The 21,689-nt window shown below is 55.1% G+C and carries 20 protein-coding genes; 13 read left to right on the plus strand and 7 right to left on the minus strand.

Annotation, left to right across the window (positions count from 1 at the left end; genetic code table 11):
• From HY30_RS11845 to HY30_RS11870, 6 genes are all read left to right on the plus strand, one after another.
• On the plus strand, positions 1 to 828 hold an 828-nt coding region (locus HY30_RS11845; RefSeq protein ID WP_034740618.1), incomplete at its 5' end, for a type IV secretion system protein.
• Between the two features lie 3 nt (positions 829 to 831).
• Complete coding sequence (gene trbF / locus HY30_RS11850) at positions 832 to 1,530, plus strand: conjugal transfer protein TrbF (RefSeq protein ID WP_034740619.1); 699 nt, start codon at positions 832 to 834, stop codon at positions 1,528 to 1,530.
• A complete protein-coding gene (gene trbG, locus HY30_RS11855) occupies positions 1,527 to 2,525 on the plus strand; it encodes a P-type conjugative transfer protein TrbG (protein WP_034740620.1) in 999 nt (332 codons plus the stop codon). The genes trbF and trbG overlap by 4 nt, the downstream gene beginning before the upstream one ends.
• Entirely contained in the window at positions 2,522 to 3,736 is a 1,215-nt protein-coding gene (locus HY30_RS11860; RefSeq protein WP_034740621.1) for a TraB/TrbI/VirB10 family type IV secretion system protein, read from the plus strand. Before trbG ends, HY30_RS11860 begins: the two co-directional genes overlap by 4 nt.
• A 4-nt stretch (positions 3,737 to 3,740) precedes the next feature.
• Entirely contained in the window at positions 3,741 to 3,986 is a 246-nt protein-coding gene (locus HY30_RS11865) for a DUF2274 domain-containing protein (RefSeq protein ID WP_034740622.1), read from the plus strand.
• A 17-nt stretch (positions 3,987 to 4,003) separates the two neighbouring features.
• Positions 4,004 to 4,321, plus strand: a complete 318-nt coding sequence (locus HY30_RS11870; protein WP_034740623.1) for a DUF736 domain-containing protein — start codon at positions 4,004 to 4,006, stop codon at positions 4,319 to 4,321.
• 292 nt (positions 4,322 to 4,613) lie between these two features.
• Here the strand turns inward: HY30_RS11870 and HY30_RS11875 are convergent, their stop codons facing one another.
• The 3 genes from HY30_RS11875 to HY30_RS11885 form a co-directional block, all read right to left on the minus strand.
• A complete protein-coding gene (locus tag HY30_RS11875; protein ID WP_034740624.1) occupies positions 4,614 to 8,177 on the minus strand; it encodes an AAA family ATPase in 3,564 nt (1,187 codons plus the stop codon).
• Positions 8,174 to 9,424: a metallophosphoesterase family protein gene (locus HY30_RS11880; protein WP_034740625.1), complete on the minus strand. Its 1,251-nt coding sequence runs from the start codon at positions 9,422 to 9,424 to the stop codon at positions 8,174 to 8,176. The genes HY30_RS11875 and HY30_RS11880 overlap by 4 nt, the downstream gene beginning before the upstream one ends.
• 78 nt (positions 9,425 to 9,502) lie before the next feature.
• The gene (locus HY30_RS11885; protein WP_034740626.1) at positions 9,503 to 10,633 is read right to left on the minus strand and encodes a HigA family addiction module antitoxin; all 1,131 of its coding nucleotides are present in this window, start codon (positions 10,631 to 10,633) and stop codon (positions 9,503 to 9,505) included.
• 504 nt (positions 10,634 to 11,137) lie between these two features.
• Between HY30_RS11885 and HY30_RS11890 the strand changes: the two genes are divergently transcribed.
• Genes HY30_RS11890 through HY30_RS20685 form a run of 3 tightly spaced genes read left to right on the plus strand, consistent with a single transcriptional unit; the run spans position 11,138 to position 13,489 of the window.
• On the plus strand, positions 11,138 to 11,893 hold the full coding sequence (locus HY30_RS11890) for a multiubiquitin domain-containing protein (RefSeq protein WP_051615399.1): 756 nt from the start codon (positions 11,138 to 11,140) through the stop codon (positions 11,891 to 11,893).
• Positions 11,868 to 13,052, plus strand: coding sequence for a ThiF family adenylyltransferase (locus tag HY30_RS11895; RefSeq protein ID WP_034740627.1), 1,185 nt, complete (start codon positions 11,868 to 11,870; stop codon positions 13,050 to 13,052). The genes HY30_RS11890 and HY30_RS11895 overlap by 26 nt, the downstream gene beginning before the upstream one ends.
• Positions 13,053 to 13,063: 11 nt before the next feature.
• A complete protein-coding gene (locus tag HY30_RS20685; RefSeq protein WP_474518781.1) occupies positions 13,064 to 13,489 on the plus strand; it encodes a ubiquitination-like system serine protease family protein in 426 nt (141 codons plus the stop codon).
• A gap of 628 nt (positions 13,490 to 14,117) precedes the next feature.
• On the opposite strand, the gene HY30_RS20020 is transcribed toward HY30_RS20685, so the two are convergent.
• The 4 genes from HY30_RS20020 to HY30_RS11910 form a co-directional block, all read right to left on the minus strand.
• Positions 14,118 to 14,261 (minus strand): hypothetical protein, encoded by a 144-nt coding sequence (locus HY30_RS20020; protein WP_155839320.1) that lies wholly within the window; start codon positions 14,259 to 14,261, stop codon positions 14,118 to 14,120.
• Positions 14,262 to 14,463: 202 nt separating this feature from the next.
• A complete protein-coding gene (locus tag HY30_RS11900; RefSeq protein WP_034740628.1) occupies positions 14,464 to 14,667 on the minus strand; it encodes a YgaP family membrane protein in 204 nt (67 codons plus the stop codon).
• On the minus strand, positions 14,664 to 15,143 hold the full coding sequence (locus HY30_RS11905) for a thioredoxin family protein (protein WP_206741464.1): 480 nt from the start codon (positions 15,141 to 15,143) through the stop codon (positions 14,664 to 14,666). Before HY30_RS11905 ends, HY30_RS11900 begins: the two co-directional genes overlap by 4 nt.
• A complete protein-coding gene (locus tag HY30_RS11910) occupies positions 15,143 to 16,417 on the minus strand; it encodes an NAD(P)/FAD-dependent oxidoreductase (RefSeq protein WP_034740630.1) in 1,275 nt (424 codons plus the stop codon). Before HY30_RS11910 ends, HY30_RS11905 begins: the two co-directional genes overlap by 1 nt.
• A gap of 154 nt (positions 16,418 to 16,571) precedes the next feature.
• Here HY30_RS11910 and HY30_RS11915 point away from each other — a divergent pair, with 154 nt between their 5' ends.
• From HY30_RS11915 to HY30_RS11930, 4 genes are read left to right on the plus strand one after another with little or no spacing between them, the layout of a single operon-like run.
• Complete coding sequence (locus tag HY30_RS11915) at positions 16,572 to 16,931, plus strand: rhodanese-like domain-containing protein (RefSeq protein ID WP_034740631.1); 360 nt, start codon at positions 16,572 to 16,574, stop codon at positions 16,929 to 16,931.
• 1 nt (position 16,932) lies between these two features.
• Positions 16,933 to 17,913 (plus strand): efflux RND transporter periplasmic adaptor subunit, encoded by a 981-nt coding sequence (locus HY30_RS11920; protein ID WP_162176940.1) that lies wholly within the window; start codon positions 16,933 to 16,935, stop codon positions 17,911 to 17,913.
• A complete protein-coding gene (locus tag HY30_RS11925; protein WP_051615403.1) occupies positions 17,910 to 21,173 on the plus strand; it encodes an efflux RND transporter permease subunit in 3,264 nt (1,087 codons plus the stop codon). Before HY30_RS11920 ends, HY30_RS11925 begins: the two co-directional genes overlap by 4 nt.
• Positions 21,170 to 21,490 (plus strand): ArsR/SmtB family transcription factor, encoded by a 321-nt coding sequence (locus HY30_RS11930; RefSeq protein WP_081812208.1) that lies wholly within the window; start codon positions 21,170 to 21,172, stop codon positions 21,488 to 21,490. Before HY30_RS11925 ends, HY30_RS11930 begins: the two co-directional genes overlap by 4 nt.
• Positions 21,491 to 21,689 lie beyond the last annotated feature (199 nt).

Consider the following 21,689-nt stretch of genomic DNA (forward strand, 5'->3'; position numbering starts at 1 on the left):
GTCATCGAGTTCAAGCTGACAACGCTTGCTGGCTTCGTCCTCATTCCCTTTGCACTTTGGAACAAGACCTCATTCCTCGCTGAGCGCGTTCTCGGGAATGTCATCTCATCCGGGGTCAAACTGATGGTGCTGGCGGTGATTGTCGGCATCGGCTCCACTCTCTTTGGATCTGTCACGGCGGAAATCACGCCCGGAGACGTGACCCTGGAAGACGCCGCCACCGTCATTCTGGCGTCGCTCGCACTCGTCGCGCTTGGAATCTTCGGCCCTGGAATCGCCGCCGGCCTTGTTTCAGGCGCCCCGCAACTCGGCGCTGGCGCCGTCGTCGGAACCGCCGCAGGCGTTGGAGCGGGCGCTATTGCCGGAGGCGCGCTCGCGGGCGGCTCTATGCGCGCAGGCGCAGCGGCAACAGGCGGCGCCATCAAAGCGGGCGCATCTCTTAGCGGCGGCGCCGCGACTTCCTTTTCCCTCGGCAAGGCCGCCTCCGGCGCAAACGGATGGCGTGCAACCGCCGCCGGCGTCGGCGCGATGGTGGAGGCTGGCGCGAGGAGTTTCGCAAGCGGCGCTCGCTCGGCAGCGTCGCGGGCCGTTGCGCCTGTAAAGCGGAGCTTCGAAAGCGGAGGCCGCACAGCTTTCAGCGCCACAGGCGGAACGTTGGGCGACGTCGCCGCCGCCCCGGCCGCCACGGGCGGAGCGCCGAATTGGGCGCGGCAGGTTCAACGACAGCAATTGCAGAGAGACGCAAGCCTCGCAGCCGCATCGGCCTTGCGTGACGGCGATCGCGGCGGGTCGGGCGACGGTCCGCGTCTCAAACAGGATGAGGACTGATCGATGTTCTGGAAAAGACAACAGCAAAAATATGGAACCACGCCGGAAGCCGTCACGCCTTATCAGCGCGCCGCGCAGGTCTGGGATGACCGGATCGGATCGGCGCGCGTGCAGGCGGAGAACTGGCGCCTGACTGCGCTCGTCGCCTTGGCGCTCGCCTTTGTCATGTCAGGCGCATTCATCTGGCGGTCCACACAAAGCATCATCACGCCCTATGTCGTCGAACTCGAAACAGACGGCCGCGTCCGCACCGTGCAATCGGCGGTCGCCGATTATAAGCCGACCGACGCTCAGATCGCTTACCAGCTCGCGGAATTTGTCAAACAGGTGCGGTCGGTGTCGATCGACCCCATCGTCGTGCGCGAGAACTGGTTGAAAGCCTACGCCTTCACGACCGATCAGGCGGCGCTCACCCTCAACGATTACGCCCGCGAGAACGATCCATTCGCAGAGGTCGGCAAACGCTCAGTGTCCGTAGAAATCCAAAGCATCGTGCGGTCTTCTCAAGACAGTTTCGATCTGCGTTGGCGCGAAACGACATTTCGGTCGGGCGTTCAGGTGTCATCGGCGACCTATACCGGCGTTCTCGCCATCGTCTTCGATCCGCCTCGTGACGAAGAAACCCTGCATCGCAATCCGCTCGGGCTCTACGTCCACGGCATCAACTGGTCAAAAGATCTCACTCAAGGAGGCAATCAATGATCCGCACTCTCGTAATAATCGGCGCGCTCGTCTCATTGGGCGCCTGCGCTTCCACCAATCCCCACGACAACTTCGTTCTTGATGACGCCGAGTTCATGGAGGCCGTCTATCTGGCGGACGATCCGAACGGGGAACCTCTCATCATCGAAAGGATCGAGCCGCTCGCGATGGCCGGACAACTCAAACCGCTGACGGAATCGCCAATAGCGGCGGTTCCGGAGTTGAAACCCTATGAAGCCATTGACGAGGCGAACCGGAGCGCCGCCGTTGAACCCGACGCGACAAGCTTCATCAACGCCATCCAGATTTATCCCTATACGATTGGCGCGCTCTATCAGGTCTATACCGCCCCGGAGCAGGTGACAGACATAGCCCTTCAGCCAGGCGAGGAGCTGATGTCGGTTTCCGCCGGCGACACCGTGCGCTGGGTCTTAGGCGATACGGTCTCAGGCTCCGGCGACGCCAGTCAGACGCACATTCTGGTGAAGCCAATCGCCTCCGGTCTCAAGACCAACCTCATCATCACCACATCAAAACGGACCTACCACATTGAAATGACGTCCTACCGCGAAACCTATATGGCGGCGGTGTCCTGGCGTTATCCGCATGAAGAGCTGGTGACGGCGCGCGGCAACGCCGCCCGTCGGCAGGCGCAGGGGCGCACTGTCATTGATCGCGGCCTCAGTCTTGATCGCATCAATTTCCGTTATGAGATCAAAGGTGACGAACCCCACTGGCGTCCATTGCGCGCTTTCGATGACGGCCGAAAAGTCTACATTCAGTTTCCGTCACGGCTCGACCAGGGCGAAGCGCCGCCGCTCTTCGTCGTCGGGCGCAACGGCGACAGTCAGCTCGTCAATTACAGGATCAATGGCTCTTACTATATCATCGACCGCCTGTTTGCGGTCGCCGAACTGCGCCTCGGAGAAGACGATCAGGAGGTGGTTCGGATCGAACGCACCGCCGCTCCCAGAAATTGGATGGCGGGCCTATGAGCGCGGTTGAACAAGACGACAGCCTGGCGATCCGCGCCAAGCCCCGGCCGGTCAAGCGCTTTAACAAGCGTGTCCTGATCGGGGCGTCGTCGGTCGCCGCCCTCCTGATCCTGGGCGCCGCCGCAATGGCGTTGCGCACGCCGGATCGCGCTCAAGAGGCGCACACGGAACTCTACAATACGCGGCACAAACCCATGCCCGACGCCTTTGCGTCTTTGCCCGAGAGTTATGGCGACATGCCGTCAAGGCTCGGCCCGCCGCTGCCGGGTGATCTTGGCGCCGCCATGATTGGCGCGCCGCGGATCGAAGACGCGCCGGAAAACCCCTTCAGATACCAACCGGCGCGCGTGGCGAGCACAGGACCAGCAAGCGGGGGCCCCAGCGCCGCAGATGACGCGCGGACGTCTGACCTCTTCTTCATCAACAACAGCGCGCAGGGCGGACGGGTATTGGCGGCAGGCGACGGCGGCGCGCCCACAAGGCTCGACCAGCTTGCGTCCGTCATCAGTCCGGGCGTCGAGGACAGGACAGCTTCGACAGGATTCGCGGACCCGCTCGATCCGAATTTCCAGCAGCGCAAGGAAGGCTTTCTCGGCGCCGAGGTCGATGACGGGATCTACAACCCGCATCGCCTGCAAGCGCCCATCTCGCCCTATCAGGTCATGGCCGGAACGATCATTCCCGCGAGCCTGGTGACGGGGCTGAATTCTGATCTTCCCGGTCAGGTCATCGCGCAGGTCACGGAGAATGTTTACGACACGCCGACGGGCGCGCACTTGCTCATCCCCCAAGGCTCGCGACTGATAGGCCGGTATGACAGCGTCATCGCCTATGGCCAGTCCCGCGCGCTCGTCGTCTGGTCGCGCATCATCATGCCGGACGGCTCTTCAATCGTGATCGACAACCTGCCGGGCGTCGACATGGCCGGTTACGCCGGCCTCGAAGACCGGGTCGATTATCACGCTTGGCGCCTGTTCCAGGCTGCCATCCTGTCATCGGTACTTTCCGTCAGCGCCGAACTCGGCCGCGACAGCAATGATGACGAAATTCTTGAAGCCCTTCGCGACGGCGGCCAGCGCACGATCAACCAGGCGGGCCAGCAAATCATCACCAAGCAATTGAATGTCCAACCAACGATCACGGTGCGGCCCGGCTATCGGCTGCGCGTGATCGTCAACAAGGACATCGTATTGAAGCCCTACGGAGATTGAACGTATGAGCGCCACCACTCTCAAGATCGGACCCTTGCCCGACACGACGCCCGTCAAGCTGACCATTGCCGTCGATCCTGACGTCAACGCGGACCTGGAGCTGTACGCGCAGATTTATGAAGAGACGTACAAGGAAAAAGCATCCGTGGCGGTGCTGATCCCGTCCATGCTCGAAGCGTTCCTTGCGAGCGACAGCGGCTTCAAAAAAGCTCGCAAGGCGCGCGGCTCTCATCCCAACTCATCAAAGTAGCAGAGGAGTACATAACCATGGCGACCATCGGTCAGTTTCGTCTCACCCACGAAGGATATGAAGGCACCATCTCGACCTTGAGCATGGCGCGCAAAGTTCGCATCGTTCCGAACGGCAACAAGAAGAATGAAAAATCCCCGGACTTCTTTGTGAAGACCGGACAATGCGATCTTGGCTTTGCACATCGGAAGATGTCCGAAGGCCAGAGCCCGCGCCCCTATCTCAAGGTCTTTCTGGACGATCCAAGCTTTGTCGAACCGATCTGGGCGGCGTTGTTCGAGCAGGACGGCAAGGCGGATCTCGTCTGGTCGCGTCCGCGACCGACAGCGAGCTAATCAACCGCAACTGCCGATCATGCCTTCGCGTCGCACCATATCTGAAGAGGAGATCGAAGACGGCCTGAATGTCGTCGCGCAACTGATCGACAGATATGGCGACGTCTACTGGCCCGTATTTGAACGGTTGGAAAGGGAGCTCGAGGATCGCAGATCGCGGTCATTGCGCGTCAGGGCGCGACTTGCACGAGGCAAGCACGACGAGATCAGTATCGATGTTTCATCTTAGTGATAATGCACCAAACGCGGCGAAATTCCCCTATTTGTTCAAACGTAGGAAACCGATGACTTCTTATGGGGAGACATCATGGCTACGTACATTTGAGGTCTGTACTTCGGCCAGACTTGATCGAGGTTTGGGCAAGGTGTGAACTGTCAGCGCCTCACCGCATGCATATTTCGCGACATCAAGAAGGTGCTTGTGATGAGTTAAGTAGATCACCTGGCCGTGCTTTGACATCTCAGCCATCAACCTAAAAGTTTGAGCCGCCCGGTCATCGTCGAATGGTTCCAAAATATCGTCCGCAAAGAAGGGCAAAGGTGGGCGATTGGCAGCAAATGCGGAGTGCCCTGCAATGCGCAATGCCAAGTAAAGTTGGAACCGGGTGCCCCTGGACATATCATCAGCTGCAAGGTCCTTTCCTTCGCCTCTAGAACCGACGAGGATTTCACCGTCCTTTCCAGGAGCAGCATAAAGACCTTTGAAGCCTCCCTCCGTGATGGCGACAAAAGCGTTGCTTGCTTCCGTCATTAGGGCGCTCCGATGGGTTTCCCTAAAGGTTTGGAGGGCTCGCCTCGCGGCGTGAACACCAGCCACCGCTTGAAGATGGGCAACTGTTTCCTGTTCAATCTGAAGCAAGAGCGATTCACGTTGCTCGACCATCCTCGCGACGTCACCATCTTGTCCCACCGATTGAAAAGCGGCTTCAGCTGTCTTCCACTCATGATAGAGTCTACTGACTTCGGAGTTGCGATCTTCGGATGATGCTTCTAGAGCGTTGTGCTCTCTTTCTAACGTCTCAATCGCCTCTGTTGATGACGCATTCTCTTCAAGGGCGGCTAGAGCAACTTCAAAAGTTGCCACCGATACCGCGCGAGTGATTTGCGTTTTCAGCTCGCTCGTCTGTCGTTCAAGTTCTTGTTTTTTTATTGACGCTTTGACTGCGGAAGCAACTCCTGAAACACCCTCAGCACCGAAAAAAGACTCCATAGGCGAAAGTTCATTTTTTATACGCGCTAGAGCGACTTTGGCACCTTCTTCGGCTCGCTTGCCTCGGCCAATCTCTCTCTCAACACGTTTTCGTTCCGCGATAGCATTTTGGGCATCTGATAGAGCAGCCCTTAGCGCATCGGCTGCCTTAAGGGGTTCATCATCGTCAAACTCCATGCTGCATGCACTGGCGATTCTGCGCACTTCATCGCGGTATGCCGCCTTGTTGGACTCCATTCCGAGCACTCGTTCCTCCAGGCGCTGAACTTCTCCTATATGGCTCGACAGATCTTCCAGCACCTGAAGTATAGCTTTGACGCTGTCTGGATCAGACTCGCCGGCACGCCCGCCAATCCAAATGGAATTGACTGTAGATTTCCAGTCTTCCCGCCACTTGTCAGCAGCTAGCTTCGAACGATTTGCTTGTTCTTCACGGCGTTGTTTGATTTGTCGAGATCGTTTGAGATTGTCCAATGCTGTTTGCTTGTTCGAAACGGCAGCTTGCCAAGCACTGATCGCAGAATCGCACATTGCGAGCAGGTCATCTTCATTATCCGCCGCCTCTAGGCCACAAGTGATGGCTCTGTCGCGAATTGCAGCCAAGGCGACGGTTTTCGCCTCAGTTTCTCTCTGTACATTAAAGGTGGTCTCTTCTTGCTCTGAAATCGCTTCCAACGCAGCTTTCCGAAGCTCCAGCCACCTCTCAAGCTCAGCCAAAGTCAGCGACGCAGCTAATTTGAGGGAAGCAAGCAAGATTGTTCTTCGTCCGTCTAGTGCTTCTTTTTCTTGAATGAGCGCGTGCTGAGTTTGTTCCGCGGCTTCGAGGTCAGATTTTGCGACAGCCAGGCGCCGGGTTGATTGTCGAAGATCCGCGATATCGCCTGCCTGAGCCAATTGCCTCGCATGAAGCGTATCTGTTTCTAAGACACGCGACCGAAATTCGTTCGCTGTTGAAAGACAGTTCTCCGCGTCCAGAGGTTTCTTGTCTTCCAATTCTGAAAGATGCGCGCGCCAAGCATCTTCGCGATTCTGCAGGGCCTCCTGCACACGTCGATCGTCAACAATCCCTGACTCAGACACCGCTGCCGTTGTCTCGGCAGTTAGTCTGCGAATTTCGTCCGTAAGCCGTGTAATTTCCTGATCATTGAGAACCTTTCGATTTTGGAGACCTGATTCTCCATCCCGCAAAGTCTCAATATCCTCCGCCGCTACGGTTCGTTGCCCCTTCAAGTCGTCGCAAGTTCCAGCCCAAGGCGATAAACCGCTGAGCCTTTCTTCAGCCTTCGCTTTCGCGGCGGCGAGCGTTGTTTTGGCAAGCTGAAGACTTCGATCGTCACAAGCAGTTCGGTTTGCCTCCAAAACCTGTTTGAGCGAAGTCATGTCCGGAAATTCGGATAACGCGTCGAGTTCTTCTTGCGCTTGGTTTTCATCACGAGTGGCGTCTGACAGCTCCTGATGAGCCGACGCCTCGTCAGCAAGGATCGCTCCCCGGTCGTCTAGTAAAGCACGAAGACGGGCGGCAACGGGGGCGGTCAGCAATAATGAATTAGGGTCAGTTTCTGGGTCGGTGCCTAAAGAAGATAAGAGTTTTGATATTTGATCATTCAGGATCCGGATTTCACTTTTGCGCTTATCAATATCGGCGGCATCTTTGTAACGCCCCTCTAATTGGGTCTCTCGAAGCAGGTTAATTTTCGTCGCAGACTCCAAAACCGTTTCATTAACGACGAGCTTTGAGAGTTCCGCTTCAGCAGCACTAATTGTCTCGACGGCGTCCCGGTGACGGCTTTCCTCAGTCGAATTGTCAATCTTTAAGCGCTCAATTTCATCAATCCACTCATCCGGCATACCAGACGGAACATCTGAGACTTCGAGCTCGGCAAGGATGTCTGTCAGGTCGCGCCAAAGTGGAAGCGCCTCAAACAATCGCTTGAGGAACACTTGTCGCCTGTTCATCTCATTGCGTTCGGCTTCTGCTTCCTTGTACGCGCTATCGGCTTGCATAGCCGTCCGTCGCAATTTTTCATAAGCACTTGCTTTGACATCAATGTCCTTGATGCCTGTATCTAGCTGTTTCAGCTCAGCTAGCAGATCATTTAGCCGGTATTTTCGTCCGGGTATCTTATAGAAACTATTTGCCTCGTTCTCGATATCGTCGATGGCAGAGGATAGCGCGGTGAGTCCTGACGCCGCCGAGAACAGAAGCGCCCCCAGATCTCCTTTGCTACTCAAGATGCTATCGCCGCCAGCCACCAACGAATGTTCATCAAGTGAGAACATTTGCACGTAGCCATCGCGAGTCACGCCACCCAAAGCGCTTTTCAATTGCGCGTCGCTGATCGGCTCATTGGAGAAGTCGCAAAAATCATTTTTCGAGCGCTTATGACGTCGTGCCTCGAAAGTTGTGCCGCCAAATTCAACCCGTGCACCAATTTGTAGTACATCGACCGGGTGTAAGAAATCATACTGAGTTGTCCGACCGAAACCGAACAGGAAGTCCAGACATGCTGAACGAAACGTCGATTTACCAGCCTCATTCGGGCCGTACACAATGTGCATGTCGCCCGCTGCTTTTCTTTCGCCAAGATCAATCGTGCGATCCGTGAAGATGCCATAGCGATCAAGATTAATCTGGCGAAATCTCATTGGGATTCTCTATCGTCGATCACCAGTCTTGCGATGACCTTCTGCATACCCCTTCGGGCCCATTCATTGAGCATCTCGCCTTCTATCGTGCCGGAGGGGGCCAAAGCATTGCGAACTTCCAAGGGAAGTTTGGACGTTAGGGGGTCGAGGATCTGTCTTAAGTGTTCCTTTGTCGCTTGCAGCTCATCAACCTTCATTAGCGAAGCCAATTCGTCTATGGGAAGGGTGCTTTGGCGGCCCTGACTTTCATTCGAAACATCTAACTCAACCAGTTCGACAAATGCTTTTCCTGCGCGCGCTGCTGCCTGCCGAGCTTCTTCGAGTACAAGATCGAGGTCACGTTCAAGGCGAGGCGCGAGGGGCGTACTGCCTACCAGATTGAGCCTGGCGACAAGTAAGCCACACTCAATTCTGGGCACTGCTTCTCCGAGGGCAATATCCAAGCACTCAACGAGGTCACGCATGTCCGACAGACCTGATACATCGACCTCAATCCGCTCGAATTGTGCGACCTGGACTGGTCGTTCTTCGATATCGATCTGACCATTGTCATGGACGAAGCCTATCGTTACCGACTTTGGGCCACTCTCTTTAATGCTGCGACCTTGTGGGATGCCCGGCATAACGATAACCGGCGCACTTTGGTGATGAACTGTGCGCTTGTGGATATGCCCAAGCGCCCAATAGTCGTACCCAAAGTCGATCAGGTTTTGAACGCTACAGGGCGAATATGAGTCATGCTCTGCGTAGCCCGCCAGACTGGTGTGTAGCAGGCCGATGTTAATCCGTTCAGCCATGGGCGCAGGATACATCGGCAGCAGGCTATCAGGCGCAGATATATTTTTGAAACTTAAGCCATGGATGGCGATCCCATAGTTTTGCAGGTCTACGGTCTCGCCTCTTGCTGAGAAGATATGAACATTCTCCGGCAAAACGAGATGTCGCGTAACCTTCGATTCGGCGTCGTGATTACCTTTGACGATAAAGACCTGCACACCACCTTCATTCAAACGCCGCATTTCAGCGGCAAAGAAACCTGCGGTCTTTACGCTATTCATATCGCCATCATATAGATCGCCGGCGATCAGAAGTGCGTCAGCACCTTCCTCAAGGCAAAGATCTATAATTCCTGAAAAACTCTGACGTGTCGCGTTAGCTATTACTTCGCCTGCCTCTGGATCTCTGAGAGACAGAGACTTCAGCGGCGAATCCAGATGGACATCGGCAGTATGGACGAACTTGAACATATGTTTCTCCAACACAGCCTATTCCGTGAGACTTCTCCGTTGCGATGTTAAGAAACCCACAGAAATCGGAGCCTCCTCCTATTCGCAGTCAAACTGAGCCTTACGCTTCAATGTTTTATTGTGCGCCGAATTGCGAACAATAAGATCCTCATGCTGCAATCGTTCAAGCAGAAGGCCGGGTGAAATCCCTATCTCCTCTGCGAAATCCTCCAATTCTTCTTGTTCTAGATCGTTAGCGTATTCACCATACATTTCTCTAAAGGATGATATTGCATTCTCCGGCACAAGAAATTCGGCTGAATACGCATCTGCTTCGCGTTCTATGTCCCGATCTTCTGTGCCCGTCTTGTCTTGGTCTATGAATATCGATTTCTTGCTATGAAGTAGGATATGAGCGGCCTCGTGGAAGAAAGCGAACCAAAAGCGCTCCTCATATTTTCCCCGATCACTTAGAACGATTACAGCCTTGTCTTTGTGCGCCCAGAAGGCCGCTCCCCTTAATCCGGTATTTTTCAGACTTGGAACAAGGGCGAGCGCAACGCCTGCCTTTGCGCAAAGATCGACTAGCTCATATTCAATCGCCTGCCAGGGGCGCCTTGTCAGTGCACGAATCTCATCTAGCTGCACCCTGAAGTTACCTTCGTCATAGGGCGCTGTGTCTATCTGGTCCGCGAGTATCTCTCCCTGTCTCAGCCAGGCCGCAACTGCATATTGGTCAATTTCATGGTGGTTGTGTTGCTTGAAACGTGCGGGGCTAACCCTCACCTCCCAAAACTCCCTGAACGCATTGATGCTGCTGACACCAAAGAAGCGAAGCATCGTGTCAACCAAGTCCGCTTCTTTTGGTTTAGAGGGCAGGAATTTGGCCTTCACCATTTCAGCGATTGGGAACTCACGCGCCCATGCCATAGCCGCCGCGGAAACGCTCTTTATTCGTTCTTTGGCCCTAGCTTGTTGAAGTTGAAAGCGCGCATCTAACTGTAACCAATATCCCGCACTATCCCCAAGCACACGCTCAAACTGGAGGGCCGTTTCGGGTGAGATTGGGGCTTTGCCCGCAATAATCTCACTGATTGTCTTAGACGTACGGCCACAACGACGAGCGAAGTCTACCTTCTTTATACCACGCGCCTCCAAGACCCAGCTCAGATATGCTCCTGCATGCTCCTGATCGTAGTCGGGGAGGAATTCCGTATTTTTTGTGGCCATTATTTCGTCCCCTCTATGTCGTATATTTTGATCCGCTCTATCTCCGACAATGTTTGCGGTTCGGGCTCCATGTCGGCCCGAAAATAGATTCTGCCTGGGCCATTAGGACCAACAGCGAATGTTGATGGTGATCCCTTATCGACCCGACGCCGCGATACAGGAGGAGAGGCTGAAAGGTCAGCCAGATTTGGCGCCGCATCGAGCGACCAAAGAATGCGCTGCACATGGAGAGCAAGACGATCCCCGAACGTCTCTTGGAGACGCTTTGCGCTGTTGCACAGCGCGCGCAGACGCTGATCCTCAAATCCACATTGCATTCCACGCCGATCGCCCGCCGACGCGGCCGCCTGTTCCGAATCTTTTCGTAACGCAAATCGTTAAGAAGATTTGCCGCCCAAGTCAAACTCTTTTTTCTTTACCTAATGCGTTATGAAAAAGGTTGACTTGTCCTGAGAATGGGAAGATTAATCTTAACGCAACTCGTTAAGAAAAAAGGAGCGCGCCATGGCGCATATTGATGCAGAAGATATCGAGGCGTGCGTCCGTGACGGTCGTGCTCCGCGACAAAACGGTCCCTACGCAATTAAGATTGCCGGACCCGACAGTGATGACTTTGAACGTTATCGTGTTGACGACCCGGTCTTGGTTGGGCGCCAAATTATTGCGGAAAAAGGCGTTACGCCTGCGGATGAACATCTCGTCTTTCTCGTATTGCGTGGCGGCGGCTTTGAAGAGATTCAGCTGGATGAAGCTGTGGACCTCCGCACGCGCGGTGTTGAAAAGTTCATCATCTTCGCCAGTGCAGAATCCCACCGGCTGGCGATCGAGGGGGAGCGGTACGAATGGGGCACCAAACTGATTACCGGTCTTAAGATCGCTGAGATTGGCCGTATTGATCTCGAAGCTTTCGAGCTGTGGAGAGAACGCCGCGGAGGTGAAGAGGACGATCTTATCGAGCCGGACACGATTATTAACCTCAGCGATCCGGGACTTGAGAGGTTCTACAAGAAAAAGCGCCCGCCAAAGAAAATTATCATTATCGTCAATGGGCGGCGGAAGTCGGTCGAACCTCAAGGGCTTTGCTTCGAAGATTTGATCGCGCTCGCCTTTGAGACACCGCCGGAAGGCGAACAGATCTGCTTCACCATCACGTACCGCAAGGGCCCAGCGGATATGCCCGAAGGCTCGCTGATCGAAGATCAGTGTGTGTCGATTATCGCAGGAATGGTCTTCAATGTTACAGCAACTGATAAATCATAGTCCGGATCTTCAGCGCCTCATCGAGGACGGATACGAACTCTCGGTCATTGCGGGACACTTGGTCGTCGACAATGTGCCTTACGTCTCCAGCGATCGGAGTGTAAAGCGTGGCCGACTTGTTTCGGAGCTGAGTCTTTCCGGTGACAGGACTGTTCAGCCGCATACACATATTATGATGTTCGATGGTGAGCAGCCTTGCGATCATCAAGGGAAGCCCCTGACCAAGATCATGCATCAGGCTTCGAAGCGCCGTCTGGGTGGCGGATTGGTCATCACGCATTCTTTCTCAAGCAAGCCAAAGATCGGCTATTATGCTGACTTCTATGAGAAGGTGACAACTTATGAAGCGATTTTGTCGAGCCAGGCTGCGCAGATAGACTCATCCGTCACAGCCCGGACGTTCCGGGTAGTTGAGAACACGGATGAGACATCGCCCTTCATGTACATGGACACAGCATCGACTCGCGCTGGGATTGGCGCAATAACGCAGAAACTCCAGCTCCACAGCATTCATATTGTGGGCCTTGGAGGTACCGGCGCTTATGTTCTGGATGCGATCGCCAAAACCCCTGTCAGTCAAATCCAACTCCATGACGGCGACATATTTGGTCAGCACAATGCCTTTCGTGCACCAGGCGCGCCTGGAATTGAAGACCTCCGACGGCGCGAACCGAAAGTCGATTATTACAAAGGCATCTATAGCCGCATGCATCGGGGGATTGTTGCAAATGCCGCGCATATTGATGCGTCAAACGTGGCGTGTTTGCGCGATGCCGATTTTGTATTCGTTTGCATCGACAACGGCGATGCAAAGCAGCTTATCATTGAGACGCTGGAAGATGCCGGCATTCCCTTTATCGATGTAGGTATGGGAGTTCAGTTTGCAGATGACGGACTCATCGGCATGATCCGTGTAACGACTAGTACACCAGCGATGCGTGCTCATGTTCGCGACAAAAAGCGAATCCCATTGCACTCAGCTAATGAGAACAATCTTTATGCGCGCAATATCCAGATTGCTGATCTTAACATGTTGAACGCCGCCATGGCTGTCATGAAATTTAAGAAGCTTTTCGGCTTCTATGTAGATCTTGAAGGCGAGCATTTTTCGGCGCTTTCAATCGACGGCAATCATTTGCTGAATGAGGACGCTGCATGAAAGCAATTTCGATGCTAAAGCACCAATTCGTCGGCGAAATACCGGGAAAGCTGTCGGCGGGCATTCTCTACATTTCGTTAGAGTTCGACACTATGGCGCATCTTTGCTGTTGCGGCTGTGGCCACGAAATCGTGACACCGCTCAGTCCAACAGATTGGAGGTTCACCTATAATGGCGCCGCAATTACGGTGCATCCGTCGATCGGCAATTGGAGCCATCAGTGCCGGTCTCATTACATCATCCGAAATGGTCGAGTTGTTTGGGCGGGAGACTGGACAGACGAGCAAGTAGCCGCCGGTCGCGCCCGTGATCGTGCCGCGAAAGCGGTGCAGTTCGGCAATACGCCTACACCGCTAGAAGTCAAAGGCGTTGATTCAGAGCCGCCTAAGACCCGGGGGGCAATCGCACGTCTTTGGCGTTGGATGACTAGGCGCTAATCCAACATACAATCGCCCTCCAAAGATCGCCTGCTGCTCTGGCGAAAATATCGATTCAGATACATCGCCTCGGCCAGCCGACCGACGATATCTTCTCGCAAGGCAGCGCTGTATCGGCTGCCTGAATTCATAGCCGTTTTACGATTGATGGATGGTCCAAGAGGTGGCGGAGCAAAATTTGCGTGGATGCACAACATTAATTCAGGTACGAAAAGTGGCTGAATTGGATTGGCGCGATTTTCCTACAAATCTCCCTACATTTGTCCCTACATTTGTGTTGGGAAATATATACAAGTGGTTGATTTGCATATGTATTTTGATTGATTTCGAGCGCATCGCCCGCTCCAGAATAAGATTTCCCAACACACTTGAGTCACTGCTCTTAAAGGGTTCGGCCCTTTAGCCTTAGGTTTGAAACTCTGTTGGGCTATTTTTGGGCCAAAATTTGCGTCGAAAATGGGCTCGTAACTACGCTACGGCGCGCCAGGCGGATCAGGATCCGTATCTCAAGAATCGAGGCGGCTATGGCGGCTGGATTCGGATACCGACCGCTTGCAGAACTGGCAGATCCTTCCCCGATTGAGAACATGATGCGCAGGCGCGAACAGTGATCCCTGCCTTTCAGACATCATTGGTGCGCGGGAAAATTATCGTGCGCGGTGCTCTGGATGGCGTGGTTACCGATCTTCACCTGGCGGCCTTTATACTTATCGAGACCGGTTGCCGGCCGGGCGAGATCGTAAATCTGCGGAACGAGGACATCGTCCTCCACGACTCCATTCCAAATATAGCCATCCGGCCTCGCGATGGCCGGGGGGCAAAACCGAAACGTCGATCCGGCGCGTCCTATTGGTTGGTGTCTCTCTTGGCGGCGCAGCGCGCGCCGCAATTCGCCCTGAAATGCATTGACTCGCATTATACTTCGAGATGGAAAATTTGAGGTGGACGTAAATCCAAGCTGGGAAGGCGCTGTGTTACTTGATTGCGCACCCGGACTTCATACCGAAGAGCTTGAATGCATAAGCGGCGGGGCAGAAGCCCGTGAAAGCCGACTGGAATAAATTGAGCCCCACAAATGCGGTCAACAGAAACCAGGCGGGGTGGACAAAATAGCCGAGCGCGAGGCTGGCGAGCACCATGATTCCGGCAAAAGCGAAGATCGCGCGATCGATGTTCATGTCACTATTCCTTTTGAAGTAAAGAGGGATTTTATCCACGCGGTGAGCGCTTCACCGGATTGGGCGCCGGCTTGATGAGCAATCTGCTTTCCGCGCGCAAAGGCGATAAGCGTAGGAACGCCGCGCAAGCCGAGGCTTGCAGCTGCTGCCTGGTTGGCATCTGAATTGAGCTTGAACAGACGGATATCCGACGCGAAATGCGATGCAGCCTTCGCATAGGCGGGCGCCATCATCCGGCATGGTCCGCACCACGGCGCCCAGATATCAACGACAAAAGCGCCAGTGTCACGCGTTTGCAGCCGGTTGAGTATTGCGCCGTCGATTTCGACAGGAACCTCGGTGGCGATCGGCTTCTTGCACTTGCCGCAGGTGCCTTGTGTCAGATCCCGGCCGACTGGCACACGATTGATCGATCCGCATGCGTGGCAGACAAGCATCTGGGAGGCGGGTGTCGTTTGGGTCTTAGCCGGTTTCATCAGTCCTTGAGCTTGTGGGTTTTCAGGACGCCGAGCGCGGCATTCTCATAGAAGGTTTCAGAATGACCGGTGCGGACCTTGCGGAGGAAGTACTTCTCGAAGCCGACTTTTGCGAGATGTACCCAGCCGCCCTCGGCGGACCAGTTCACATTGCGCGGGGGGATCTGTGGCTGCGCTATAAATGCAACGCCGCCGTCTCCAAAGTCCGCGAGACAGATGGCATTCCACGTCGCTTCATTGGTCGGTGCTTTACCAGCAAGGATGGCGGCGAGATTGTCGGCGGTGGCAGTTACCATGGATTCAATCATGAACCCTGTTTTGGGCACGCCCACCGGAACGGGTGTCTCGCCCATGGGCGGAATGGCTATGCACACTCCGATACCGAATATGTCGGGGTAGGTAGGGTTTTGCTGGTGCTTGTCGATGATGACGAAGCCCTTGGCGTTGACCAAGCCCTTGATGTCGCGAATAGCTTCGACGCCGCGGAAAGCCGGCAGCATCATGGAGTAGCTCATCGGTAGATCGTGTATCTTCTTTATGCTGCCGTCTTCGTTCAACTCTTCGACATGCATGTGACCGGACTCGATCTTCGTAATCCGTGCATTGGTGATCCATTTGATATGGCGATCGCGCATTTCGCTCTCGAGCATGCCCTTGGTATCGCCGACACCATCCAGCCCCAGATGACCGATATAGGGTTCGGGCGTTACGAAGGTGATCGGTACCTTGTCACGGATCTTGCGCTTGCGCAGTTCAGTTTCGATAATCATGGCAGTTTCGTAGGCGGGTCCGAAACAGGAGGCGCCTTGCACCGCGCCAACGACTACGGGGCCTGGATTGGCGCAGAATGTCTCGAAAGCTTTATTTGCCGTAACCGCGTGGTCGACATGGCAGACGGATTGGGTCAACCCGTTTGCCGGACCAAAACCCTCGATGGCGTCAAAAGCAAGTTCGGGGCCTGTGGCGATGACCAGATAATCATAGGCGACGACCTCACCATTCTCGAGGCGAACCTGCTTTTCCTCGGGCTCAACTTTGATGGCCTTGCCGACCACCAGTCCGATGTGTCTTTTTTTCATCGGTTTTGTGAGGTCTATGAGGATGTCTTTGCGGTCGCGCCAGCCGACGAGTATCCAGGGATTTGACGGTACGAACTGGAAGAAGGCCGTTTCGTTGATCACCGTAACCTGATCTGCAGTACGGACCTTCTTGCGGATTTCATAGGCGGCCATCACGCCTCCCAATCCTCCTCCCAGAATCACTATGTGAGCCACCGCGCATCTCCTCGTTTCAGCACAATAGGCTCCAATTAAATACACATATGCGAACTTTATAATATACGCATTATTACTCATGGCGCGGCTACCCGTTTCGTAATATGCACGGTCCGGAGCAGTCAAAAATTGTCTTGAATCAAGGGGTAGAAAAATGGCCGACCATCGTGATTTGTCCCCCCAGTCCGTGTCGGAGAAGCACAAGGCGGGCGGCATCATCCTGATTGATGTTCGTGAACCTGCCGAGTTTGCAAATGAGCGTATACATGGCGCTTTTCTGCATCCGCTATCGACGTTCGAGCCTAAGGCCATTCCCGCAGGAACGGATCAGCTCGTCGTGTTTCAATGCGGCTCTGGTAAGCGCTCACGTAAGGCGCTGGATGAGTTCCGGTCTGCGACGGGGAAGGAGGCGAGCCACTTGGCCGGTGGCATTGCGGCCTGGAAGGCATGCGGGCTACCGACTGTAAAGATAAACCCGGCGACGGGACAGGTTGAAGACCATGGGCGCTACTAAGATGCGCGCATTGCTATTGGCGCTTTGTTATATGATGGGTTTCGCTTTGACGGCCTCTGCCCAGAGCCTGATTATTCAGGAAAGTATCGTCGTTGACTATCGCTCGGTCGTTGCTCGTATCGAGGCGAGTGACACGGCAACGGCGCGTTCACGGTTGCAAGGCGTCGTTACGCGCCTCTCCATTGACGAGGGCGACCAAGTCAAGGCGGGCGAGGTCGTGGCTGTCGTCGTCGATTCGACTCTCGAGCCACAACTTGCCGCATTGAGATCGCGCGCCGACGGACTGAAATCGCAGATCCGTCAGGCCGAAGAAGATCTCGCGCGCAATGAAAAACTGCTGGCGAATGGGTTCTATCCCAAGGCCCGTCTGGACGAGCAGCGAACTGCATTGGACGTGTCTCGGCGCACGCTTGCCGCTGCAGAAGCTGAACGGCGCGCCCTGGTCGCGCGACAAGGTGAAGGCAGCATCCGGGCACCGGCCGATTCCCGCGTGACCAGCGTGGAGGTTGTAAATGGAGCGATTGTTTCGCCTGGAGAAGTTCTCGCACGTTTCGCAACACTGACCGATATTGTTCGCCTGTCGTTGCCGGAACGGCACGCATCGGAAATATCAGAGGGGGGAACAGTTGCCTTGCGTCTTCCGGCGCGTGATGGAAGTGTGCGGACCGCAACCATTATCAAGATCTATCCGGAACTTCGCAACGGCGCCTTGATCGCCGACGCGACCGTACAGGGCGGCCTTGACGGCCTCGTCGGGGAGCGTGTGGATGTGCTGGTCTCGGTGGGCGAACGCCGGGCAATCCGCGTTCCAGACAAGTACGTTTCGACCCGCTTCGGTGTCGACTTTGTGCGTGTGAAAGTGGGTGACCGGTTTGTCGAAGCCCCTGTTGCCATTGCCGGACCAAGCCAAGGAGGAGAGATCGAAATTCTGTCCGGCTTGCGGATCGGCGACGTGATTGAACCGCGGGAAACGACAACGTGAAGGCGGACATTTCCGGTAGTATCACACGGGCAACCATTGGCTCCCCTTTGACGCCCCTGTTCCTGCTGACGGCGCTCGCTATCGGGCTGATAGCCCTTCTGAGCATTCCACGCGAAGAAGAGCCACAAATATCGGTGCCGATGGTGGATATAATTCTTTCGGCGCCGGGCCTGAAGGCGCCCGATGTCGTCGAGCAGGTGACCAAGCCGCTTGAAGAAATCATCAAGGCCATTCCAGAAGTCGAGCACGTTTATTCCCAGAGTCAGGATGATGGCGCGCTCGTCACAGCGCGGTTCATCGTCGGAACCGATGCCGACGATGCCATTCTGCGCGTACATGAAAGAATACGTGCCAATCTTGACCGCATTCCACCAAATGTCCCGATGCCGATGGTAATTGCCCGCGGCATCAATGACGTACCGATCGTAACGCTCACGCTGTCACCAGAGCCCTGGACCGGAGATATCTGGACCGACACGTCCCTGCGAATGCTCGCGGATGAACTCCAGACAGAGCTGCTGAAGGTCGATGATGTTGGGTTGACGACTTTGGTCGGAGGCCGCGCGCTCGAAATGCGGGTCGAACCCGACATTCAAGCCCTCGCGTCATACGGTATTCCGCTGCGTTCGCTCGTGGAGTCGGTGCAGCAGGCCGCTTCCGCCATGCCGGTTGGAACAGCTCGCCGTGACGGCCAATCGCTGCGCGTCCAGGCCGGATCGGAAGTGGATTCCGTCGGACTGTTGAATAAACTGGAACTCCAGGGAAGTGATGGGCGAACGGTATACCTGTCAGACGTGGCATTGGTACGCGTAGTCGGCGCTGATACCGAGTCGCGCGTATGGTCGCTGAATCGACGTTCGGACGGATCAGGGTTCGATCCGGTCCCCGCTGTGACATTGGCACTGGCGAAACGACCCGGCGCGAATGCCGTCAAAGTGGCCGAGGCTATTCTCGCGCGCGTGGATAGTCTCAAGGGACAACTGCTGCCCGAAGGTGTCCGTGTCGAAGTTACACGTAACTACGGCGCCACGGCCGATGAAAAGGCGAATGAACTTCTCTACCATCTGGGTCTCGCAACTGTTTCGATTGTGGTTCTGATCGCCTTCATGATTGGCTGGCGAGAAGCACTCGTCACACTGATCGTTATTCCGACAACAATTCTGATGACGCTTTTTGCATCACTCATGATGGGATACACAATCAACCGCGTCAGTCTCTTTGCCTTGATCTTTTCGATTGGTATCCTGGTCGACGATGCAATTGTGGTGATTGAAAATATCGCCCGGCATTGGGCGATGAAGGATGAACGCACGCGGACACAGGCCGCAATCGACGCTGTGTCCGAGGTAGGAAATCCAACGATCGTCGCAACTCTGACAGTTATAACTGCGCTTCTGCCAATGATGTTCGTGTCAGGATTGATGGGGCCATACATGGCGCCAATCCCTGCGGTTGCGTCAGCAGCGATGGCATTTTCATTCTTTGTCGCCGTTGGTATCGCGCCATGGCTGGTCATGAGGATTGCGAGCGGTGCCAAGGTACCAGAAGGCGCACACCATGGCGGTGAGACCCGTGTAAGCAGATTTTATCGTCGGGTTGCAGAGCCGATTGTGGCGTCGCGCATGCGGGCGTGGAGCTTCCTTCTCATCATAGGCTTCGCAACGCTTGGCTCACTTCTCCTGTTTGCGACCAGGACCGTGCCGGTCAAACTGCTCCCATTCGACAACAAGTCCGAAATCCAGATTGTTGTGGACCTTCCAGAAGGGGCGCCAGTTGAAGATACAGAGCGGATTCTTTTTGCACTCGCTGACGCCATGCGAGAGGTCGAGGAAGTTGAAACGATCCAAGCTTATGCCGGTACAGCGGCGCCGTTCAACTTCAATGGACTTGTAAGGCACTATTTCCTGCGCGCCTCTCCTGAGCTGGGAGACCTGCAGGTCAATCTGGCCGACAAGTCTCATCGCAAGCGTAACAGCCATGAGATCGCCCTGGATTTACGTGCCAGACTTATAGCCTTGCCGGTACCGGAGGGCTCGAGCGTAAAAGTCGTCGAGGTGCCGCCTGGGCCGCCAGTGATGTCGACTTTGATGGCGGAAATTTATGGACCATCGCCTGACATACGTCGTAAGACGGCCAGTGTAGTCCGCAACCTGTTTGAGGACACTGACTTCATTGTCGATGTGGATGATTCAATCGGTACGCCGGCGCCGCGCCTCATGATTTCCGTAGATGAGCCACGCGCGGCAGATTATGGCGTGGCACAAGGCGATATTCTGGATACGATTTCGCTCGCTTTCGAGGGGCAGACGGTTGGCGTTGCCCCTCGCGGAGAGGGCCGAGATCCGCTTGATATCCGTGTCAGGCTGTCGAAATCGAGCCGAAACTGGTCGCAGGAAATCGCGTCTATTCCGGTTCCAACGCAAACCGGGGTAACGGATGAAACACCCGTTGAGCTAGGGGCGCTTGTCGAAGTGTCCGAACAGATGGGGTCTGAGCTGGTCTACCGTCGGGATGGGTATTTCGCGGACCTGGTTACCGGTGAGCTTGCCGGAAAATTCGAGGCGCCCATCTATGGCATGTTCGAGATTCAGGCGCGAATTGACAAGTTCGATTGGGCAGCGGCCGGGCTGGAGAAGCCGCTCGTTCGCATGTACGGACAGCCTAAAGATGAGTCGCGCCCAGCCCTGCTCTGGGACGGGGAATGGGAAGTAACATATGTAACATTCCGCGACATGGGACTCGCATTTGGGGTCGCCCTCTTCGGCATCTACGTTCTGGTCGTCGCACAATTCAAAACCTTTCGCGTCCCACTCATCATTCTGACGCCTGTTCCGCTGACTCTGATCGGGATCATGCTAGGCCATTGGCTCTTCGGAGCTCCATTTACTGCCACCTCAATGATCGGGTTTATCGCCCTTGCAGGAATTATCGTACGAAACTCGATCCTTCTCGTCGATTTCGTGCGTCATCGGCAAGACGGCGTGACGCGGTTGAAGGACGTTCTGCTCGATGCGGGTGCGATCCGCTTCAAGCCAATTCTCCTGACTGCACTCGCTGCGATGATCGGCGCCTCGGTCATCCTGACTGATCCGATCTTTCAGGGACTTGCCATATCGCTCCTTTTCGGGCTTGCGTCATCGACTGCTTTGACTGTGCTTGTTATTCCCGCGATCTATATCGCTATCAGAGGTCCCGATTGGTTGCCTCGCGCTTCAACCGATTATGCGAATCCAAACGCACCGGAGACACCTGGTTTATGATAAAACAAAAGCCCGCAACGCCTGACGCATTCAAGATCATTTCGGCAAGCATCCATGATGCGGCTTTGGTGCTCAAGGCAATGTCCAGCGACACGCGGCTGAAGATCCTGTGCGCGTTGAACAAGGGTGAACTGCCTGTCAGCCAGCTCGCAGTGATGACGGGCCAATCCTCTTCGGCTATCTCGCAACACCTCACGAAATTGCGTGCGGCGGGCCTCGTTCGGTCACGTCGGCAAGGTCAGATGATCTACTATTGCAGCACGGCAGGTGTCGGGAAGGAGATAGTGGAAACGCTCTGTAAGTACTACGAAAAATAGGTATCTCGCGCTTATGGCCGAGCCGCCTTGCTATCTTGCAACTCAAAAATGTTGTAAAAATAAAGCTCGACAAGTGCGCCTGTCTTCTTGAGCGACCCTAGTCATGCAGCTGCCTATAATCCCACCGCATTCAATTTAATGTGGCGGAAAGGATGGGCGCGATGCGTTCCACACTCTGCTCTGAGACCCATGTCTGGAC

Origin of the sequence: Hyphomonas chukchiensis, assembly GCF_000682695.1 — a bacterium.
Taxonomy (GTDB): domain Bacteria; phylum Pseudomonadota; class Alphaproteobacteria; order Caulobacterales; family Hyphomonadaceae; genus Hyphomonas; species Hyphomonas chukchiensis.